20 protein-coding genes are annotated in these 20,766 nt (G+C 58.9%); 8 read left to right on the top strand and 12 right to left on the bottom strand.

The features are described from left to right. The first annotated feature begins 23 nt into the window (after positions 1-23). Positions 24-1,337, top strand: coding sequence for an ATP-binding protein (locus tag NTD85_RS24715; RefSeq protein WP_003220639.1), 1,314 nt, complete (start codon positions 24-26; stop codon positions 1,335-1,337). 130 nt (positions 1,338-1,467) lie between these two features. Here the strand turns inward: NTD85_RS24715 and rimK are convergent, their stop codons facing one another. Then, on the bottom strand, positions 1,468-2,373 hold the full coding sequence (gene rimK, locus NTD85_RS24720) for a 30S ribosomal protein S6--L-glutamate ligase (protein WP_003220641.1): 906 nt from the start codon (positions 2,371-2,373) through the stop codon (positions 1,468-1,470). After that, positions 2,370-2,831: an ATP-dependent zinc protease gene (locus NTD85_RS24725; RefSeq protein WP_007964698.1), complete on the bottom strand. Its 462-nt coding sequence runs from the start codon at positions 2,829-2,831 to the stop codon at positions 2,370-2,372. The genes rimK and NTD85_RS24725 overlap by 4 nt, the downstream gene beginning before the upstream one ends. 234 nt (positions 2,832-3,065) lie before the next feature. Here NTD85_RS24725 and NTD85_RS24730 point away from each other — a divergent pair, with 234 nt between their 5' ends. Continuing rightward, positions 3,066-3,470 (top strand): RNA-binding S4 domain-containing protein, encoded by a 405-nt coding sequence (locus tag NTD85_RS24730; protein WP_003220645.1) that lies wholly within the window; start codon positions 3,066-3,068, stop codon positions 3,468-3,470. Between the two features lie 167 nt (positions 3,471-3,637). Here the strand turns inward: NTD85_RS24730 and NTD85_RS24735 are convergent, their stop codons facing one another. Beyond that, a complete protein-coding gene (locus NTD85_RS24735) occupies positions 3,638-4,441 on the bottom strand; it encodes a phosphatase PAP2 family protein (protein ID WP_103485311.1) in 804 nt (267 codons plus the stop codon). A 105-nt stretch (positions 4,442-4,546) separates the two neighbouring features. On the opposite strand from NTD85_RS24735, the gene hslO reads away from it, so the two are divergent. Then, positions 4,547-5,449 carry an Hsp33 family molecular chaperone HslO gene (gene hslO / locus NTD85_RS24740; protein ID WP_103485310.1) on the top strand — a complete coding sequence of 301 codons (903 nt, stop codon included), beginning with the start codon at positions 4,547-4,549 and terminating at the stop codon, positions 5,447-5,449. A 181-nt stretch (positions 5,450-5,630) separates the two neighbouring features. Continuing rightward, complete coding sequence (locus NTD85_RS24745) at positions 5,631-7,172, top strand: phosphoenolpyruvate carboxykinase (RefSeq protein WP_262143453.1); 1,542 nt, start codon at positions 5,631-5,633, stop codon at positions 7,170-7,172. Positions 7,173-7,227: 55 nt separating this feature from the next. On the opposite strand, the gene NTD85_RS24750 is transcribed toward NTD85_RS24745, so the two are convergent. The 6 genes from NTD85_RS24750 to NTD85_RS24775 all read right to left on the bottom strand — a co-directional run bounded on the left by NTD85_RS24750 (position 7,228) and on the right by NTD85_RS24775 (position 11,667). Next, positions 7,228-8,493: a type II toxin-antitoxin system HipA family toxin gene (locus NTD85_RS24750; protein ID WP_262143454.1), complete on the bottom strand. Its 1,266-nt coding sequence runs from the start codon at positions 8,491-8,493 to the stop codon at positions 7,228-7,230. Beyond that, positions 8,490-8,981: a helix-turn-helix domain-containing protein gene (locus tag NTD85_RS24755; RefSeq protein WP_045122694.1), complete on the bottom strand. Its 492-nt coding sequence runs from the start codon at positions 8,979-8,981 to the stop codon at positions 8,490-8,492. Before NTD85_RS24755 ends, NTD85_RS24750 begins: the two co-directional genes overlap by 4 nt. A gap of 178 nt (positions 8,982-9,159) precedes the next feature. After that, positions 9,160-9,321 carry a YhfG family protein gene (locus tag NTD85_RS24760; protein WP_410017551.1) on the bottom strand — a complete coding sequence of 54 codons (162 nt, stop codon included), beginning with the start codon at positions 9,319-9,321 and terminating at the stop codon, positions 9,160-9,162. Positions 9,322-9,509: 188 nt separating this feature from the next. Continuing rightward, the gene (locus NTD85_RS24765; RefSeq protein WP_262143455.1) at positions 9,510-9,809 is read right to left on the bottom strand and encodes a hypothetical protein; all 300 of its coding nucleotides are present in this window, start codon (positions 9,807-9,809) and stop codon (positions 9,510-9,512) included. Between the two features lie 347 nt (positions 9,810-10,156). Then, positions 10,157-11,299, bottom strand: coding sequence for a hypothetical protein (locus NTD85_RS24770; RefSeq protein WP_103485306.1), 1,143 nt, complete (start codon positions 11,297-11,299; stop codon positions 10,157-10,159). Between the two features lie 92 nt (positions 11,300-11,391). Then, on the bottom strand, positions 11,392-11,667 hold the full coding sequence (locus NTD85_RS24775) for a hypothetical protein (protein ID WP_003220660.1): 276 nt from the start codon (positions 11,665-11,667) through the stop codon (positions 11,392-11,394). 302 nt (positions 11,668-11,969) lie between these two features. On the opposite strand from NTD85_RS24775, the gene NTD85_RS24780 reads away from it, so the two are divergent. The 4 genes from NTD85_RS24780 to NTD85_RS24795 all read left to right on the top strand — a co-directional run bounded on the left by NTD85_RS24780 (position 11,970) and on the right by NTD85_RS24795 (position 16,507). Next, the gene (locus NTD85_RS24780; protein ID WP_262143456.1) at positions 11,970-12,473 is read left to right on the top strand and encodes a polysaccharide deacetylase; all 504 of its coding nucleotides are present in this window, start codon (positions 11,970-11,972) and stop codon (positions 12,471-12,473) included. 183 nt (positions 12,474-12,656) lie between these two features. Then, on the top strand, positions 12,657-14,591 hold the full coding sequence (locus NTD85_RS24785) for an ATP-dependent DNA helicase RecQ (protein ID WP_262143457.1): 1,935 nt from the start codon (positions 12,657-12,659) through the stop codon (positions 14,589-14,591). 227 nt (positions 14,592-14,818) lie between these two features. Then, entirely contained in the window at positions 14,819-16,042 is a 1,224-nt protein-coding gene (locus tag NTD85_RS24790; protein ID WP_262143458.1) for a 3-hydroxyacyl-CoA dehydrogenase, read from the top strand. Between the two features lie 30 nt (positions 16,043-16,072). After that, positions 16,073-16,507 (top strand): acyl-CoA thioesterase, encoded by a 435-nt coding sequence (locus tag NTD85_RS24795; protein ID WP_003220668.1) that lies wholly within the window; start codon positions 16,073-16,075, stop codon positions 16,505-16,507. Positions 16,508-16,608: 101 nt separating this feature from the next. On the opposite strand, the gene NTD85_RS24800 is transcribed toward NTD85_RS24795, so the two are convergent. The 3 genes from NTD85_RS24800 to fdhD all read right to left on the bottom strand — a co-directional run bounded on the left by NTD85_RS24800 (position 16,609) and on the right by fdhD (position 20,604). Continuing rightward, positions 16,609-17,091 (bottom strand): glycine zipper domain-containing protein, encoded by a 483-nt coding sequence (locus tag NTD85_RS24800; RefSeq protein WP_003220670.1) that lies wholly within the window; start codon positions 17,089-17,091, stop codon positions 16,609-16,611. A 328-nt stretch (positions 17,092-17,419) separates the two neighbouring features. Next, a complete protein-coding gene (locus tag NTD85_RS24805) occupies positions 17,420-19,768 on the bottom strand; it encodes an FdhF/YdeP family oxidoreductase (protein ID WP_201136054.1) in 2,349 nt (782 codons plus the stop codon). Then, positions 19,765-20,604 (bottom strand): formate dehydrogenase accessory sulfurtransferase FdhD, encoded by an 840-nt coding sequence (gene fdhD, locus NTD85_RS24810; protein WP_103485301.1) that lies wholly within the window; start codon positions 20,602-20,604, stop codon positions 19,765-19,767. Before fdhD ends, NTD85_RS24805 begins: the two co-directional genes overlap by 4 nt. Between the last annotated feature and the right edge of the window lie 162 nt (positions 20,605-20,766).

A 20,766-nucleotide genomic window follows, 5' to 3' on the forward strand; every position in this document is an offset into this window, starting at 1 on the left:
CTGCAAGTGTTTAACGGTTATCGATGAAAACCCCCGTCTGGTTCCCCCAAAGTTTTTTCTCCCGCACCCTTTGGCTGGTGCTCATCGTCGTGCTGTTTTCCAAGGCACTGACCCTGGTTTATCTGTTGATGAACGAGGACGTGCTGGTGGATCGTCAGTACAGCCACGGCGTCGCCCTGACGCTGCGCGCCTATTGGGCGGCCGATGAAGAAAACCGCGCGAAGATCGCCGATGCCGCGACCCTGATCCGGGTGGTCGGCGCCGGGGTGCCGGAGGGCGAGCAGCACTGGCCGTACAGTGAAATCTATCAGCGGCAGATGCAGGCGGAGCTGGGCGCCGACACCGAAGTGCGTTTGCGCATGCACTCGCCGCCGGCGCTGTGGGTGCGTGCGCCAAGCCTCGGCGACGGTTGGCTGAAAGTGCCGCTGTACCCGCATCCGCTGCGCGGGCAGAAAATCTGGAACGTGCTCGGCTGGTTCCTCGCCATCGGTTTGCTGTCCACCGCCTCGGCATGGATTTTCGTCAGTCAGCTCAACCAGCCGTTGAAACGTCTGGTATATGCCGCGCGGCAACTCGGTCAGGGTCGCAGCGTGCGCCTGCCGATCAGCGATACACCCAGCGAGATGACCGAGGTGTATCGCGCCTTCAACCAGATGGCCGAAGACGTCGAGCAGGCCGGCCGTGAGCGTGAGCTGATGCTGGCGGGGGTGTCGCATGACTTGCGCACGCCGCTGACCCGCTTGCGACTGTCGCTGGAGCTGATGGGCGACCGCAACGATTTGACCGACGACATGGTGCGCGACATCGAAGACATGGACGCGATTCTCGACCAGTTCCTCGCGTTCATTCGCGATGGTCGCGACGAGTCGGTGGAAGAGGTGGACCTGAGCGATCTGGTGCGTGAGGTGGCCGCACCGTACAACCAGAACGAAGAGAAGGTGCGCTTGCGTCTGGAGCCGATCCAGCCGTTTCCACTGCGCCGGGTGTCGATGAAACGCCTGCTGAACAACCTGATCGGCAACGCCTTGAATCACGCTGGCAGCGGCGTCGAGGTTGCGGCTTATGTGTCCGGCGATACCAGCGCGCCGTACGTGGTGCTGAGCGTGATGGACCGTGGCGCTGGGATCGATCCGTCGGAGCTGGAAGCGATCTTCAATCCGTTCACCCGTGGCGACCGTGCGCGGGGCGGCAAAGGTACGGGGTTGGGCCTGGCGATCGTGAAGCGGATTGCTTCGATGCATGGCGGCAATGTCGAGTTGCGCAACCGCTCCGGGGGCGGACTGGAGGCGCGAGTGCGATTGCCGTTGGGGTTGATGTTGCCGCGGGATGCCGTCTGACAGCCGAGATATTCAGTGGGGCTGATGGCCTTTTCGCGAGCAAGCCCGCTCCCACAGGGGAACGCATGCCAAAATGTGGGAGCGGGCTTGCTCGCGAACGCGGCCGCCCAGCCACCACATTTCTGACGGGTTAACCCTTGCCTTTGGTCCGAGTCATATTCGGCCCGCCATTCTTCTCAAGGTGCTCGATGATGATCCCCGCCACGTTCTTGCCGGTGGTGGTCTCGATCCCTTCCAGCCCCGGCGACGAGTTCACTTCCATCACCAGCGGCCCGTGATTCGAACGCAGAATATCCACGCCCGCCACCGCCAGGCCCATGACCTTGGCCGCACGCAACGCGGTCATGCGTTCCTCCGGGGTGATCTTGATCAGGCTGGCGCTGCCGCCGCGGTGCAGGTTAGAGCGGAACTCGCCCGGCTTGGCCTGACGTTTCATGGCCGCGATCACCTTGTCGCCGACCACGAAGCAGCGAATGTCGGCACCGCCGGCCTCCTTGATGTATTCCTGGACCATGATGTTCTGCTTCAGACCCATGAACGCCTCGATCACCGATTCGGCCGCGGTCGCGGTTTCGCACAGCACCACGCCGATACCCTGAGTGCCTTCCAGCACTTTGATCACCAGCGGCGCGCCGTTGACCATGTCGATCAAGTCGGGAATGTCATCCGGCGAGTGGGCGAAGCCGGTTACCGGCAGGCCGATGCCGCGCCGCGACAGCAGTTGCAGCGAACGCAGTTTGTCCCGCGAACGGGCGATGGCTACGGACTCGTTGAGCGGAAACACTCCCATCATTTCGAACTGGCGCAACACGGCGCAACCGTAGAACGTCACCGACGCACCGATCCGCGGGATCACCGCGTCGAAGCCTTCCAGCGGCTTGCCGCGATAGTGGATCTGCGGCTTGTGGCTGGCGATGTTCATGTAGGCGCGCAGGGTGTCGACCACTACCATTTCATGCCCGCGTTCGGTGCCGGCTTCGACCAGACGACGGGTGGAATACAGACGCGGATTCCGCGACAGCACAGCGATCTTCATGCAACACCTGTGGAGGAGGTAGATACCGGGAACACCGGCTTGTCTTGTACATACTTGATGCCCGGATTGACCACCAACTGGCCATCAATCAGGGCTTTGGAACCGAGCAACAGGCGATATCGCATGGACTTGCGGCAGGCGAGGGTGAACTCGACTGCCCAGACCCGATCACCGAGGGCCAGGGTGGTGCTGATCACATAGCGCACCTGGGCCTGGCCGTTGGAGCTTTTAATGGTTTTGCGCGTCACCAGCGGTGCTTCGCAGCGCCGGTGACGCAACTGCACCACCGTGCCCAGGTGCGCGGTGAAGCGCACCCACTTCTCGCCGTCGCGTTCGAACGGCTCGATGTCGGTGGCATGCAGGCTGGAGGTGCTGGCGCCGGTGTCGATTTTCGCCCGCAGGCCCGCGACTCCCAGATCAGGGAGCGCCACCCACTCGCGCAGACCGACAACGGTCAAATGGTCAAATGTCTTCAAAGGTACTCAACCGGCAGAAACCGCTCGGGCCACGTACGGCCGAATTCGCGGTATTCACGCAGAATAATGGTTAAAAGGCGACAGATATCTACGGCCCGGATTGCCGACGCCTCAAGCGGGTGTCGGCTGCTGCGCATTGTAATCCGGGACGGCGTAATTCATGGCACGACAGAAACGGTAGTACAGTTCATCAATATTTCAGAATGAGGAAATTCCATGGCACAAAAAAGCGAAGAGGACGACAAGGTCCGTCTCGACAAGTGGTTGTGGGCGGCGCGCTTTTATAAAACCCGGGCCCTGGCCAAAGCGGCCATCGAGAGTGGCAAGGTGCATTGCCGAGGTGACCGCTGCAAGCCTGGCAAAGAGCCACGCATTGGTGATGAATTCGAGATTCGTACCGGTTTTGAAGAGCGCACGGTGAGGGTCGAAGCCTTGTCGATCGTGCGTCGCGGCGCACCCGAGGCGCAGACGCTGTATACCGAGACCGAGGCGAGTATTGCCAAACGTGAAGCGGCAGCGGCGATGCGCAAGGCCGGGGCGTTGGGCGTGAGCACCGATGGCAAGCCGAGCAAGAAGCAGCGGCGGGATCTGTTTAAGTTTCGTGGCAGCAGCAACGAGTAGTGTGCGACGAACACACTTGTGGCGAGGGAGCTTGCTCCCGCTGGCGGCCGAAGGACGCCCTGTACAGGCGAGCACGTATTTCAAAATACAACTGCATCGACGGGTAAAGCGACTGCTACGCAGCCGAGCGGGAGCAAGCTCCCTCGCCACAGGTCTTCACACAACTGTCAGTTTGCGGCAGACACCACACTCATCCGCGAAACCACCGGCAGCTTGCCCAGCAAAGCGAAAATCGGCGCTGTTACCTTCAGCCAGAAATTCGCCGCGTGACAGGCAAACGGCGTGTAGTAACCCCAGCCCAACGCCCACACCGCCAGCAGCAGGCCGCCGATGTAATCGTCCTGCCCCCAATGCGCGCCGGCCACCAGACGCGGCAGCATGAACAGCAGCGCCAGGCCCCAGACCGTCAGGAACTGCCCGACCGTACGGCTGAACACGCCCATGAACAGCGCCCAGATCAGCAACACTGAAGCATGGTCACCGGGGAAGCTCTGGCTTGAGCGATCCTTCAGCTCCCAGGCTTTTTCCAGTTGCGGGAAGTAGTCACTCAGGTGCACCGCGCCTTCCAGCACCATCGACGGACTGTTGTGTTGCCAGTCCATGTAGTCGGCGAATTTGGAAAACAGCGCACGGATCACCACCATCAACAGCAGAATGGAAAAAAAACCGAAGAAGGCGCGACGCACATCAATCGCCTTGAACACCCAGTCGCCCTTGATCAGCAGCGTCAGCAGAATCAGTCCGACAACGATGTCGAACGGGCGCAGACTTGCAATTGCCCAGATGTGGAGCCATATGGGGTTGCTGGCCAGTGGTGCATTGAGTGAGCGAAACAGCCACTCGTCGAAAATCACACACAGCATCTGGCCCGTAGGCCATAACCAGAAAGCCAGTAGTGCTAATGGCACTACGTTACACAGAACCAGCCGGCCGAGGTTCCACCTTGATTGGAACAAACCCGGATTGTTCATAAAATGCCTCCCGTGGCTGAACGTTTTGCACCAAACAGGTGCGAAGAAAGCGCGGGATTTTCATCTTTTGTAACCTTTTTGTCATCAATTCAGATACCCAGACCTATGACCGACCTACCGGATACCGACTACACCCAACGCTTCATCTTCGATGACAGCGACACTCGCGGCGAACTGGTGGCGCTGGAACGCAGTTACGCCGAAGTCCTCGCCAAGCACCCGTACCCGGAGCCGGTCGCGCAGTTGCTGGGCGAACTGATGGCGGCCGCTTCGTTGCTGGTGGGCACCCTGAAGTTCGACGGCTTGCTGATTCTTCAGGCGCGCTCCGAAGGCCCGATTCCGCTGCTGATGATCGAATGCTCCAGCGAGCGCGAGATCCGTGGTCTGGCGCGATACAACGCCGAGCAGATCGCGGCGGATGCCACGCTTGCCGACCTGATGCCGGGCGGTGACCTGACCCTGACCGTCGACCCGACGATCGGCCAGCGTTACCAGGGTATCGTCGACCTCGATGGTGAAACCCTGTCGGAATGCTTCACCAATTATTTCGTCATGTCGCAACAGGTCGGCACGCGCTTCAAGCTGTTCGCCGACGGCCGTCGTGCCCGTGGCATGCTGCTGCAGCAACTGCCGGCCGACCGTCTGAAAGACGAAGAAGACCGCGCCGCCAGCTGGCAGCACATCACCGCGCTGGCCAGCACCCTGACCGCCGATGAATTGCTCAGCCTGGACAACGAAACCGTGCTGCATCGCCTCTACCACGAAGAGCAGGTGCGCCTGTTCGATGTGCAGAACCTGCGCTTCCGTTGCAGCTGCTCGCGGGAACGCTCGGGCAATGCGTTGGTCAGTCTGGGTCTGGAAGACGCGCAGGCACTGGTGGCCGAACGCGGTGGCGAAATCGAGATCGATTGCCAGTTCTGCAACCAGCGTTACCTGTTCGATGCGGCCGATATTGCTCAATTGTTCGCTGGCGCAGGCGTCGACACGCCGTCAGATACCCGGCACTAAAACGGTTCAGCGCAGGTAAATTCACTGCGTAACGACGGAATTTCGCCGTTACGACGGGAGGACCCTACTCTTTTTGGGCTTTTCTGGCATAATCCGGCCCACTTTTTTCGCGGTAGTAGTGCACGACTTTCTACTACAAAACGTTTGGAGCACACTCGGCCACTGGCCGACGGGGAACCTCATGACGCAAGCCAATAACGCCGTGTACACCGATCTGAGTGTTGATGATCTGGTAAAAGAAGCCCTGCAACGCGGTGAGGGCGAGCTTGCCGATACCGGCGCTCTGGTCGTTCGCACCGGGCACCGTACCGGTCGTTCGCCAGTCGATCGTTTCATCGTTGAAGAGCCTTCCACCCAGGCCGCTATCGCCTGGGGCCCGATCAACCGCAAGTTCCCGGCCGACAAGTTCGACGCGCTGTGGGCTCGTGTCGAGGCGTTCAACAACGCGCAAGAGCACTTTGTTTCCCATGTGCATGTAGGTGCGGCTGAAGATCACTACCTGGCCGTGAAAATGACCACCCAGACTGCCTGGCAGAACCTGTTCGGTCGTTGCCTGTTCATCAACCCGGCCCAGTACAACCCGGCCGGTCGTGACGAGTGGCAGGTGCTCAACGTGGCCAACTTCGAGTGCGTACCAGAGCGTGACGGCACCAACTCCGATGGTTGCGTGATCATCAACTTCGCGCAGAAAAAAGTGCTGATCGCCGGCATGCGTTACGCCGGTGAGATGAAGAAAGCCATGTTCTCCGTGCAGAACTTCCTGCTGCCGGCCGCTGACGTGCTGCCAATGCACTGCGCTGCCAACATCGGCGAAGAAGGCGACGTGACCCTGTTCTTCGGTCTGTCGGGCACCGGTAAAACCACCCTGTCGGCCGACGAAAGCCGTTACCTGATCGGTGACGACGAACACGGCTGGGGCGAAGGCGTTGTCTTCAATATCGAAGGTGGCTGCTACGCCAAGTGCATCGACTTGTCCGAGAAGAACGAGCCGGTCATCTGGAAAGCCATCAAACACGGCGCGGTGCTGGAAAACGTGGTCATCGACGACGCCAAACACGCCGACTATACCGATGTCAGCCTGACCCAGAACAGCCGCGCGGCCTACCCGCTGGAGCACGTTGCCAAGCGTTCCGAGCAGAACCTGGGCGGCGAGCCAAACGCTGTAATCTTCCTGACCTGCGACCTGACCGGCGTGCTGCCGCCAGTGTCGATCCTCAACGAAGAACAAGCGGCCTACCACTTCCTGTCCGGCTACACCGCTTTGGTGGGCTCGACTGAAATGGGTTCGGGCAGCGGCATCAAGTCGACCTTCTCCACCTGCTTCGGCGCGCCGTTCTTCCCGCGTCCGGCTGGCGAATACGCCGAACTGCTGATCAAGCGCATCCGCGGCTTCGGCTCCAAGGTCTACCTGGTCAACACCGGCTGGACCGGCGGCGGCTACGGCGTCGGCAAACGCTTCAACATCCCGACCACCCGTGCGGTGATCGCTGCAATCCAGAGCGGCGCGCTGATCGGTGCCGCCACCGAGCACCTGGACACCATCAACCTCGACGTGCCATTGGCCGTACCGGGCGTTGAAACCAACCTGCTCAACCCACGCAACACCTGGGCTGACAAGGCTGCCTACGACGAAGCTGCCAAGGCCTTGGCCGGTCTGTTCATCGAGAACTTCAAGAAGTTCGAAGTGAGCGACGCGATCAAGGCTGCGGGTCCTAAGTTGTAAGATTGGTTCGTTGTGAAGTAAGAAGCCGCCTCCAGGGGCGGCTTTTTTGTGGGCATTAAAGGGCACTAAACGCTGTTGCCATAAGGTCCTGTTCACGCTTGGATAGTCCCAATACACGTGCTACTTCCGGCCAGTTGCTGATCTCGGATTTAAAGTGCTCAATTATTTCTTCTGCATGTATCGAGCTCACTCGAAAATACCCCGCCACTTCCCTCGCCAGCTCCAGATCCAACGCGTTGTCAGCATCAGTGATGTTCAGCTTCAACCCATCTGCATGCGCTACGGGGTTCATGTCATACGCTGCCGACAAGCGCCATCCCCGACCGGGATCCAGAATAAATCCGTGATTACGCAGGTGGTCGTCGGTGTTGGATACCAGGATGTTGAAGACGATTCTCGACCATAACTCGCGAAGGTCTGCATTGGGCTCCGAACCGTGTTCCATGAGTACTTCCGCCAACTCAAGGTAGCTGGCGCCTGTTGAAGCGTCGTCGCCGTCGGTGCGGTTGGTCAGGGTCATGGCTGAGGCGAAGTGGTGGCGCCCACCGCGTTCGGTTCGGTCGAAGCGTTTGACCAGAAAACAGTGGTGGTCGCTCGCGTAACGTCGTGCCATGCCGGTTGCGACACGTAGCCCGCAGTTGACCGCCAAGGCGTTCACCAGCATTTCCCAGCCACCTACATCGTGGTCGTCTCGCGTACTGGGAAACTTGGCGATCCACAGTTGACCATGCTCGTCGACCACACTGGCTTTTGGTCTGGCGCCGCCCAGTGAGCCACCCGGCGCGATGAGCATTCTTAGCCATTCGCGGCCATCGAGTGCGGTGTTGTCCGTGTCGTTTTCCAAGGCCAGACTCGCCTGTTCCAGCGCACGTAATTCAACAAAGGGTGGGGCAGCAACGCCATCGCGATCGTCGAGAAAATTACCCTCGTCGTTGAGCTTGTAGCGGATGGCGCCGACGCGGAACTGGTCATGCACGCCAAGGAGATAGTCAGACTCGAATAGCTTGCTGCCCTTGGGAATCAAACCGTCGCGTATATCCCTCTCCAGGCGCCGCTTCATTAGCAGTTGGCCCCAACGATCAGGGCTTGAGTCAGCGAAGACGCCAAAACGAGTCTGATGTTGACCAGGAAACTGACGTCCTTGAAAAAGTCCGATTCGTGGGTCCAGCTGTGTGAAGCTTAACTCGGGGTCGGCCAGCGCTACGGGATCGTATTCAAACTCGAATACGTTGGTGTTGCGTGTCTTACGGGCATGCAGGAAGCCGAGACGCCTGGCGCCGTTCAACGATTCCCAATCTGCATAAACAGCGATCAGCGTCATTTTTCACCTGTCGTGGAGCCTGGCTTTTTCTTCTTCAACAGATTGGAGAGAGTGTGCGTGTTGATTGGAAAATCGTCCGGAAGTTTTGTTGTAGTAGCGGCATCGATGACGCTTGAAGTCTCGCTGTGATCGGATGCAGCTTTTTTTAACGCGCTGACTCCGCGTACTCGCTGTGGCTTTTTGATTGGGGATCTTGATGCAGGCATTAACTGAGCATCCTGTAGCTGTCGGCCCATTTCATCGGTCGCGGCAAGCTGATTCAGATCCTTTTCCAGGCCCAGCACCTGCATGACCGACAGATAAGCGCCGATGGTTACTCCTGATTCGCCTGACTCCAGATTGCGCAAGGTGGTCAGCGACATGCCTGACCGTTCAGCGACCTGCTTTGCCGTCAGCTTGCGGCGCAGACGAGCCAGCTTCAGCCGTTCGCCAAATTCCGACAGCAGTCGAGCGGAGGCGGGCAGAAGTGGCGCTGTTTTCTTGGCCATGTGGCAGTATTCCTTCATTTTTTTTCCTTAACTGCCAGAATAATAGCACTTAAGTAGAAGGTTGCCTCTTTGCGTGGAGTCGGCAATAACGGCTCCTGTTAACTGCCATTATTCAAGATTTTTTTCATGTAAGCAGCCAGAATAATGCCACTTAAGCGCCGCAGATCACTCTCTGGGGTCAGCTAGTGTTGTGACGGTATCGATCAAGGATTTGCTGCCGAACAGGCAATGATTCAGCCGCATCGGCAGGCACCGTTTCAAAGCCTTCAATGCGTAAACTAGCGAGATAATTCGAGCGGCATACCTTGTCGTAATAGGCTTGTTTCTGCTGAAAAGTCAGCGTGTTCTTTTCAGATATTTTCGGAGCAAGGGGCGAGTTGCAGCGCTGCGCGTGCAAGATCTCGTCCATTTCCTGAACGCTTTCCATCAGTGCATCAAAAAACTCGCTCATGGTTGCTCCAATGTTTGATCACGTTTTTATTGATCGCTCTCAGGTGAGGCGGCAGAGCGATCCGAACATTGTCAATCTCAGGCCGGTGCTTTCCAGCCGAGCATCTGCTGCTGCGCGACCTGCAGCAGGTCACAGCCATCCTGCGTCAGCAGATAGAGGGCGTGGGTGATATGGGGGATGTCTTCGACGTCGCCTTGTTTGAAGCTGAGGCAGTAGAGGGTTTTCAGCAGGTCGCTGGAGGCGCGCAGGCGCTGGACGGCGCATTCGAGGATGTCTTGCGGGTTGGCCTCTGTGTCGATGATCAGGGGCTTGGTGTCGGTGAGGCTGGATTCGAGTGAGCGGTAGCGATCAGCGGCTAATTGATTCCATGTTTTCATTTTGTTGATCCTCAAATGCTTCAAGTGAAGCCACCACATCGTGACCAAGCGACAGGAGGCGACTGTGTTCGGGTTGGTCAACCGGTGAGGATCGTGCACAGACCCGGCACACCCGTAGGTGTCCCAAACACAGCCACCATAAAACTGCAGGCAATTGAGTGCCGGCAGCATACAGCGGACGCGTATGCACGATCCATTCAGGTGACCAAGCCCGAGCCGCTGATTTGCCAGCGACAGTCACGACTATAGATAGGTGCCCTCAAGCCGCGATAGGCGACAAAGAGTCGTGGCATGTAGGAACGGGATGAAGATCTCATCGGACGTTCCTACCGGTCTTTCGTCGTTTTTCAACGTAAATGCTGATACGCCGAAATATCCAGCAAGCTGGTTGCCAGGCCGGTCGCCGGCTTGTAGATCTCGCCCTTCACGCTGGTGAACGGTACACCTTTGCTGCCCAGCGAAACGTAGCGTTCGCCTTGATCCAGCTCGGTGAAGTAGGTGTAGGAAAGTTTGTGCATCAATTTGTATTTGGCTTCATCGCGTGCGATGCCGTTGGTGAGGTTTTCCAGATCGGCCTGGGTCAGATTCAACGTTTTTTGCAGTCGTACGCCCCATCGTTTGAGGCAGGTTTCAGCGAGGTGGCGCACGATGCGTCCGGGCTCGGACAGCGCTTTCAGATCACTGGCGCCGGTCGGGACGCCGCCGCTGCTGGTGGCATTGCCGGCCATGGTGGCGTGGCGGCCAGCCATAGGATAGATGTAGGTTTTGGTGCCGGTAGCGGTCTGCGGGATGACGCAGCTGAAACCTTTGGAGCGTTCGTCACGAGCATAGAACGCTACATACTCTTTGACATTGCCCGCGAGTTTGACGCGCTCTTCCTGAAAGTTACCAATGCCTGGCACGGGATCAAGCGCAAAGATATTGACCGGGATGTTTTTCAGCAGACTGTCCTTGAACATTGCATTGGCCAACATATGGCAACTGATGCCGCCTCGGCTCCAACCGACGAGATTGACTTGAGTAGGAATAACACCATCCTTGCGGTGGGTTTTGATGATTCCTTCCTGTAATTGCTGCTGGGTAATGCTGCGATTACCGTAATTATATTTGCGCCAAAACCACGAACCTTCGGCTTTTACATCTTCAATCGGAATGCCGGCAGCCTTCAGGCGATTGTATTCGGCTTCAGTCAGTTGCTCGCGTTGCCAGTCGCACTTGCCCTTGATGATATTGAGCGCGTGCAACACGTTTTCTTCCCAGCCCTTGCCGAACAAGGTGCCGCTCATGCCGTATTCCTTGGTCTTGGTGAATAGATCGTCGGCCTGCATGTTGCCGCTGCCGGGGCCATCGACCACGATCCACTCGGCAAACTCGTAACCTGTATGATTGGCAGCCAAGGTGGAAATCAGTTCGCCGTTCCAGAAGTTTTCGTGGGCGACGTCGAATTTATTGGAGCCAGTGCCGCAAAAAAAGATAGTTAAAACAGTCATTGTGTTGCTCTCGGTGAAAGTAAGAGTCAACAACTTAGTTCTATTTTGGTTGTTTATTAAAGCATTCTGTTGTTTCTGGATTTTAGTTGTTTTCAGTGTGGGTCTGGTTGTTGGGGTTTATGTTTTGCTACTTCGAGCAAGTCACAGCCATCCTGCACTAATAAATAAAGAGCATTGACGATGTTAGGTATATCTTTCACGTCGGCCTGTTTGAAACATAAACAGTAAAGGGTTTCCAGCAGATCGCTGGCGGCACGCAGTCGCTGGTCAGCGGCATCAAGCAGATCGCGATGGCTGGAGTGAGTATCGATGACCAATACGGGATTTTCGTTGTAGCAAGTCTTCAACGGGCGATAGCGGGTAATCATGGTCAGGCTTGTCCTTTACAAAGGCACTTGGGCGGGGCTGATTCAGTGGTCAGTCGCGCCGGCCACTATAGAAGTGCGTGGCGAGCACTCACAAGAGCGCCGCGATGGACAGAGTTCGTAGGGGTTTTTCCGAGGATCGGGCATATGCCCTACAAGGTTTTGCGGCTTTTTCGAGGTGAAACCCCTAGCGCTGAAAATTCCCACAGGATTCACAGGCGTTTCTTGGTAAACGTCTGTATGGTGCGCGCCAGAATCTGTAGGGCGTTTCCAAGCGTCCGATACGCACTTAAAGGGAATTAGGTATGCAGTGGCTACGTTTGGCCTCGATTTTATTGCTGTGGGCCAGTGGTTGTCGTTCGGTCCTGGCGTCGGACGTCGGTAACGGCTGGATGTTTGCCGACCTTGAACGCACCGGTTGGCCCGATGCGCTCTCCAGCCAGACCAGTATCGATACCGCCTCGCGTGCCGAGGTGTTGATGTTCGGTAAAGCCCTGCTCGCCAGCGAAGCGCTGGACGAGGCAGGGCTTGAGCAGCGGCTGGGTGTGCCGCATGTGCAGCTCAAGTCGATCAGACAGGTGCGTGATAGGTGGTGGGAGCGTTTGCTGAGTACCTATCGCAACGCCAGTCAGGACTGTGACGGACAGCCATTCTGCCCGCGCGTGCGCAGTGTCGCGGAACTGCGGCAGTTGGCGGCGGCCTTCACGGGTGACATCAGCCCGGCTCATGCGTTGTGGGCAAGCAAGAGCCAGGGCGTGCATGAGCAGATGTTGAACGAGCAACTGCGAGTGGCGGTTTTGCGGCCCTGAATGGTTTGTTTTGGTGTTGTTCGGCAGGGCCTCTTCGCGAACGGGTTCGCTCCCAGAGGGGACCGAGGTGTTTGCGCCATTGGCTGTATCATCCCGTATTGAATTGACCCCCGGCCTTTTCTCGACGCGCTGCGATCGCCCGCTAGGCTGTTGGCATCACAGCGGTCAACGGAGTGACAGCGCATGCACAACATCCTGGAACAGGTTTTCGGTTATCCACAGTTTCGACCCGGGCAGGAAGCCGCGATCAGCGCGGTACTGGCCGGGTGCTCGGCGGCAGCGATTTTCCCCACCGGGTCTGGCAAGTCGCTGTGCTATCAAGTACCGGCACTGTTGCTGCCACATCTGACCCTGGTGGTCTCGCCACTGTTGGCGTTGATGCAGGATCAACTGGCATTCCTCAAGGGCCACGGCATCAGTGCCGGCAGCATCGATTCGGCACAAAACCGCGATGACGCCAATGATGTGATGGCCCGCGCCCGTTCGGGTGAATTGAAGATCCTGATGATCTCGGTGGAGCGCCTGAAGAACGAGCGTTTTCGCAATTTTTTGCAGCAGGTGCCGATCTCGCTGCTGGTGATTGACGAGGCGCACTGCATCTCGGAATGGGGCCACAACTTCCGCCCCGACTACCTGAAACTGCCGGACTATCAACGCCAGTTCAACATCCCGCAAACGCTGCTGCTGACTGCCACGGCGACGCCGAAGGTCATCGCCGACATGCAGACCAAATTCGCCATCGCCGAAGCGGATGTTGTGACCACCGGTTTCTATCGACCCAATCTCAATCTGCTGGTGGAGCCGGTGCGCGGCCAGGACAAACGCCGACGTCTGGTGGAGTGGATGAGCGAGCGTCCGGGCCAGCCGAGCATCGTTTACGTCACGTTGCAGAAAACCGCCGAGCACATCGCTGAACATCTGGGGCGCAACGGCATACAGGCCGAGGCTTATCACGCCGGGTTGCCCAACGATCAGCGCGAGGCGATTCAGAAGCGCTTCATGGCCGGGCAGTCCAATTGCATTGTCGCGACCATTGCGTTCGGCATGGGGATCGACAAGAGCGACATCCGCAACGTAGTGCATTTCGACCTGCCGAAATCCATCGAAAACTACAGTCAGGAGATCGGTCGCGCCGGGCGTGACGGGCAGCCCTCGGATTGTCTGGTGCTGGCCAATCGCGACAGCCTCAACGTGCTGGAAAACTTCGTCTACGGCGATACCCCGGAGCGCGAGGGGATTCGTTGTGTGCTGGAGGAAATGCAGGCTGCCGCACCTGAAGGGCAGTGGGAATTTCTGCTCGGGCCGTTGGCGGATCAGAGCAACATTCGCACGCTGCCGCTGAAGACGTTGTTGGTGCAAATGGAGCTGCGCGGCTTGATTGCTCCGCGATATGCCTATTACGCCGAGTACCGTTTCAAATACCTGCTGGAGCCGGAAGCGTTGCTTGAGCGTTTCGACGGTGAGCGCAGGGATTTTGTCGCGGCCATCATCCAGACCTCCAGCCGTGCACGCACCTGGGCGACGGTGAATTTCGAGGCGATGTACACGCAGTATTCAGCTGAGCGCAATCGGGTGGTGAAGGCGCTGGATTACTTTCAGGAGAAGGGCTGGGTCGAGCTTGAAAGCAAGCAGATGACCGAGGTCTACAACGTGCTGCACAGTGATTTCGACAGCGCTGTATTGAGCGCTGAGTTGCATGCCTGTTTCACCCGGCATGAGCAGACTGAAATCGCGCGGATTCACGCCATGCTCGAACTGTTCGGCACTGAGCGCTGCCTGGGTTATCGCCTGGCCGAATACTTCGGCGATCACAACGCGCCCGAGCGCTGCGGGCACTGTTCGGTGTGCCACGGTGATGTCGCACGGCTTCCGGCCCCTCCCGAGTTGCCAGCGCTTGTGGATAAAAACTTCGCGGCGCTGTGCGGTGATTTTATCCACAGGCACGAACAGCACACCGGCAGTGTGCCGACGGCGGAGCGCCTGACGCGGTTTCTGTGCGGGATCAGTGTGCCGTTGTTTACCAGGTTGAAGGCGCGAACGATCTCGGGGTATGCGGCGCTGGAGGAGTATCCGTACGCGCAAGTCCGCAGTTGGGCTGACAATCATCTGCCCGAGTAAGTACAAACCCTGTGGGAGTGGGCTTGCTCGCGAAGGCGTCATGTCAGTTGAAATATCCATGCATGACACTCCGTTTTCGCGAGCAAGCTCGCTCCCACAGGGGAAGTGCGGTGCCCTGACGGCCTCATCCATGCGCTGAATGTCGCTCATCACGGTAATAAACTTCAAAAATGCCCGGTGCCTGACTATGGTGAAGGCTGTCTTCGGATCGCCAACAAGAGAACAACATGAGCCAGACATCGTTCGATATTCAGCAAGCTGCCGTGATCGGCGCGGGCACCATGGGCCGTGGCATCGTCATGTGCCTGGCGAATGCCGGCATTGCCGTGCAGTGGGTCGATAACAATCCACAGATGCTTGAACAGGCGTTGGGCACGGTGGCCGACACTTATGCTCACAACGTGCGCCAGGGCCGGATTGATCAGGCCGAAGCGGATGCGCGGATCGGCCGAGTTCGTGCAGCGGCGGATTATGCGGCGATCCGTAATGTCGATCTGGTGATTGAAGCGGTGTACGAAAATCTTGAGCTCAAACAGAAGATCTTTCGTGAACTGGACAGCGTGCTCAAGCCTGCGGCGTTGTTGGCGAGCAACACGTCGGCGCTGGATATCGACGCGATTGCCGCTGTAACAAAGCGTCCGTCGCAAGTACTCGGCCTGCATTTCTTCAGCCCGGCGCACATCATGAAGCTGCTGGAAATCGTTCGTGGGGCGCAGACTTCTCCAGCCGTGCTGGAAGCGGCACTGGCGCTCGGCAAACGCATGGGCAAGGTCAGTGTGATATCGGGTAATTGCCACGGGTTTATCGGCAATCGCATGTTGCATCCGTACGTGTTGGAGGCGCGCAAGATGCTGCTCGAGGGCGCTTTTCCACAGCAGGTCGATGCGGCGTTGCAGGGCTTCGGTTTCGCGATGGGGCCGTTCCGCATGTACGACGTGGTCGGCATTGATCTGGAATGGCGTGCGCGCGAATTGGCCGGCAAGGGCCAGGATGCGCCGGAGGTTCAGGTCGACAACCGCTTGTGCGAGTTGGGCCGCTTCGGGCAGAAATCCGGCAACGGTTATTACCATTATGAGCCGGGCAGTCGTCAGGCCGAACATGATCCCGAGGTCGATGCGCTGATATTGAGCGTCAGCGAAGGCCTCGGCTTTCAGCGCCGGGAGATTGGGTCCGAGGAAATCCTCGAGCGGTGTCTTCTGGCGCTGGTCAACGAGGGCGCGAAAATTCTGCAGGAAGGCATTGCCGGATCGGCCCATGACATCGATCTGGTGTACCTCAATGGCTACGGCTTCCCGGCGGACAGAGGCGGCCCGATGGCCTGGGCGGACGATCAGGGGCTGGCAGACATTCACAAGCGCTTGCTGGCGCTGGAGACGCGACAGGGCGATCAATGGCGGCCGGCGCCACTGATTGGCGAGTTGGCGGCGCGAGGGAAAGGTTTTTACCTTTAGACTGGGCAGAAACTCAAGGAATCGACACCGATGTCCAGCACCATGCCGCAACGCACCGATTACCCGCATTTCCAGCCGATCACCACCCGCTGGCACGACAACGATGCTTACGGACACATCAACAACGTTACCTACTACAGCTTTTTCGATACCGCGGTGAACACTTACTTGATTCAGGTCGGTGGCCTGGATATCCACGATGGCGAGGTAGTGGGGTTCGTCGTGAGTTCATCTTGCGATTACTTCGCCTCGATCGCGTTCCCGGATCAGATCGAGGTCGGTCTGCGGGTCGGCAAGCTGGGCAACAGTTCGGTGCAATATGAACTGGCGGTGTTCAAGGCTGGCGAAAGCGAGGCGTGTGCGGCGGGACGTTTCGTCCATGTGTTTGTGGATCGGGCGAGCAATCAACCGGTGCCGATTCCCGGCCAGTTGCGCCAGGCGCTGGAACGTTTGCTGGTTTGCTAAACGCAAAAAAGATCGCAGCCTGCGGCAGCTCCTACAGGGTTCGACTGTAGGAACTGCCGCAGGCTGCGATCTTTTGATCCGTTGCCCGCAAGGCTTGGCAATCAGCGGTGGTTGTAATACCGATGATGCTTGCGATGGCCGTAAGCATGGCCGCGACCGCGGTGGTCGTCGCGGTAGTAGCGACGGTCGTCGCGACCACGATCATAACGACGATCGTCTTCATTGCTCTTGTTGCCCATGTAATTGCCCAGCGCGCCACCGGCACCGCCACCTGCGGCGGCGCCGATCAGGCTGCCGGTGGTGCCGCCCATGCTGCGACCAACCACGTTACCGCCGGCTGCGCCCAACGCACCGCCAATGGCCGCTTCGCCACGGCTGTGTTTGTTGGCGCCGACCGCGCTACCACCCGCGCCGCCCAGGGCTGCGCCAATGGTTGAACCTGTGCTGCCGCCTAAAGACTGACCGACGACCGAGCCAAGAACCCCGCCCAATGCGCCGCCCACACCTGCTTCGGTGGTGCCTCCAGCAGATGCAAAACCACTGACCAGGCCAAGGGACAACAAGAGAATCGAGGAGAACTTCATAGAGGAGCCTCAAAGGGATGACGGCGCGATCCTGAAGTGGTGTAACAAGGCTGACAATCGAATTCCGACGAATAACACGACTTGTATACAATTCTGCAAGTTACTGTTTTTTATGCGGAACTTAAGCGATTTTTGCCGGTCTTTAGCTACTTCGGACAGGCCGCTTTTGTGAAAAAGCGGCCTTTTTTGTGGGCGTTTGAAAGGTGCAGGGTACAAAGGATTTTGTTGAATGAGCCACCGCCTTCGCGAGCAAGCCCGCTCCCACATTGAAATGCATTTCAAATGTGGGAGCGGGCTTGCTCGCGAAGGGGTCAGTCCAGGCACCGCATTACGCGGACTTGGCCATGATCAACCCCGTCTCACTCGCCGCTTCAAGGCGAATCGCAATGAACTTCGACGTCGGCGTATGGCTGCCATCACCGGTGCTTTCCAGCGGCACCAGCGGATTCACTTCCGGGTAGTAAGCCGCTGCCTGACCCGCCGGAATATCAAACGCCAGCAAGGTAAAACCCTTCACCCGACGCTCACGGCCATCGTCCCAGATCGACACGATGTCGGCCTTCTGTCCCGGGCGGAAGCCCAGACGAATGATGTCGGCCTCGTTGGCGAACAACACATCGCGCTGGCCCTTGACCCCACGATAACGGTCGTCGAGGCCATAGATCGTGGTGTTGTACTGATCGTGGGAGCGCATCGATTGCAGGATCAGGTCTGGCAGTTGTCCGGTGGCGCGGGTGCGCTCATGCACCAGATCTTTCGGCAACAGGTTCGCGCGGAAATTGGCGCGGCCCGATGGAGTGTTCCACTTGCGCGCGCCAGCGCTGTTGCCGAGGTAGAAACCGCCCGGGTTCTTGACCTTCTCGTTGAAGTCCTTGAAGCCCGGAATGGTATCGGCGATCAGGTCGCGGATGCGCCGGTAATCGGCCACCAGCCAGTTCCAGTCCACCGGTTTGCTGCCCAGCGTGGCGGCGGCGATGCCGGCGATGATCGCCGGTTCCGAGCGCATCTGGTTCGACAGCGGCTGCAACTGGCCGTTGGACGCGTGAACCATGCTGAACGAGTCTTCCACGGTGACCGCTTGCGGGCCTTCGCTCTGGATATCGATGTCGGTGCGGCCCAGGCACGGCAGGATCAGTGCATCTTTACCGTGGGCCAGGTGGCTGCGGTTGAGCTTGGTGCTGATCTGCACGGTCAGGTCGCAATTGCTCAGCGCCGCGAAGGTGCGCGGGCTGTCCGGCGTGGCCTGGGCAAAGTTGCCGCCCAGACCGATGAAGACCTTGGCGCGGCCTTCGGCCATCGCATGGATCGCCTCGACCACGTTGTGCCCGTTTTCGCGCGGCACCTTGAACTGGAAGCGCCGCTCAAGGGAATCGAGGAACGCCACCGGCGGACGCTCGTTGATGCCCATGGTGCGGTCGCCCTGCACGTTACTGTGACCGCGCACCGGACACAGGCCGGCGCCCGGCTTGCCGACGTTGCCACGCAGCAACATCAGGTTGGCGATTTCCTGGATGGTCGGCACCGAATGGCGATGCTGAGTGATACCCATCGCCCAGCACATGATCACGTTCTTGCCTTTGGCGTACATGCGCGCCGCTTGCTCGATCTCCACCAGAGTCAGGCCGGACTGCGCGACGATCTGCTCCCACGGCGTGTCATCGACCACGCCCAGATACTCCAGCACGTTGGCGCTGTGCGCATTGAGGAAGTCATGATCGAACACTGCCGGCGTGCCGGCCTTCTGCGCATCGCGCTCCCACTGCAGGAGGAACTTGGCCATGCCGCGCAGCACCGCCATGTCGCCGCCCAATGCCGGACGGAAATACGCGGTGTTGGTCGGCTTGTCGCCGTTGGTGAGCATTTCGATCGGGTGCTGCGGGTGCTGGAAGCGTTCCAGACCACGCTCCTTGAGCGGGTTGATGCACACCACTTGCGCGCCGCGCTTCACCGCTTCACGCAGCGGTTCGAGCATCCGTGGGTGGTTGGTGCCGGGGTTCTGGCCCCAGACGAAAATCGCGTCGGCGTGTTCGAAGTCGTCGAAGGTCACGGTGCCTTTGCCGACGCCAACACTCTGTGCCAATGCCACACCGCTGGCCTCGTGGCACATGTTCGAGCAGTCCGGGAAGTTGTTGGTGCCGTAGGCGCGCACGAACAGCTGATAGAGATACGCGGCTTCGTTGCTGGCACGGCCCGAGGTGTAGAACTCGGCCTGGTCGGGGCTCGACAGTGCTTGCAGGTGTTTGCCGATCAGGGCATAGGCATCGTCCCAGGCGATCGGTTTGTAACGATCGGTCTCGGCGTCGTAGACCATCGGCTCGGTCAGGCGACCCTGATATTCGAGCCAGTAGTCGCTCTGCTCCAGCAACGAGGTCACGCTGTGTTTGGCGAAGAACTTGCTGTCCACCCGGCGCTTGGTCGCTTCCCAGTTCACCGCTTTGGCGCCGTTCTCGCAGAACTTGACCATGCCGCTTTCCGGCGAGTCGCCCCAGGCGCAACCCGGGCAGTCGAAGCCGCCGTTCTGGTTGGTCTTGAGCATCATGCGCAGGTTTTTCAACGCGTTGTCGCTGGTCAACCAGGCTTGGGCCACGCTGATCAGCGCACCCCAGCCGCCGGCTGCACCTTTGTAAGGTTTGTAGCGCGGGACAGGTTTCTGGTCGGCTTGATGATGTTGGCTCACGCTTGATTCTCCATCGCTGGGCTGTAGACCCGCGGCGCATTCTTCTGCGGCAGGTGGATGAGATTGAGGTTGTGGCGACGGGCCCATTGCACGGCAAGGCCCGTGGGCGCGGACAGGCTGACCAGAGTCTGGATGCCGGCGCGTAAAACTTTCTGGATCAATTCGAGACTGCAACGGCTGGTGACAATCGCCAGACCGCCTTCTGTGGAAATCTTCTGACGGATCAGGCCGCCGATCAGTTTGTCGAGGGCGTTGTGCCGGCCGATGTCTTCACGGCCCAGCAACAGTTCACCACTGGCGTTCATGAACACCGCCGCGTGTACCGCGCCACAATGCTGGCCGAGGGGCTGGAACGCCCCGATGCGCTGGCGCAGACCGTCGAGCCACACGGCTGGCGGCAGCGGTGCGCCGGGCAAAACTTGCAGATCGGGCAAGGCTTGCTCGACAGCTTCAACGCCACACAGGCCGCAACCGCTGGTGCCGGCCAGTTGTCGGCGCTGTTGCTTGAGGTTCCAGAACGCGCGGTTGGCGATGGTCACCTGCGCGTATTGCGCCGAGCCCGCGCCGGTCAGTTGCAGGTCATAAATGTCGCCGGCGTCTTCGATGATGCCGCTGCCGAGGCTGAAACCGACGATGAAATCTTCCAGATCCGTCGGCGTCACCAGCATCACCGCCTGACTGATGCCGTTGTAGGCGATCGCCAACGCAACTTCCTCGGCGAGCGCGGTGCTGGCCGATTCCACAAGGGGCAGATCGCTGTAGCTGTAGGTCTGGCTGGCGGCGGGCGCGGGCGTTTCGAGTGCAGGCGCCGCGCAAGTTGGGCGCTTGGCGTTCATGGCATCACCGACGGATTGATCAACGCTAAGACTAGGCGCGGCAACTTGTCGCGTCTAATCGGTACTGTCGATCTATTGATAGATGGCGTCGATCAAGCGGCTGCCGGGTCATTGGTCGGCCCGGAACCGGGTTGGTCTGGTGTGGTCTAGGCTTGGACGTCT

The sequence above is a fragment of the Pseudomonas sp. 13B_3.2_Bac1 genome (assembly GCF_025466205.1).
Lineage (GTDB): Bacteria > Pseudomonadota > Gammaproteobacteria > Pseudomonadales > Pseudomonadaceae > Aquipseudomonas > Aquipseudomonas fluorescens_H.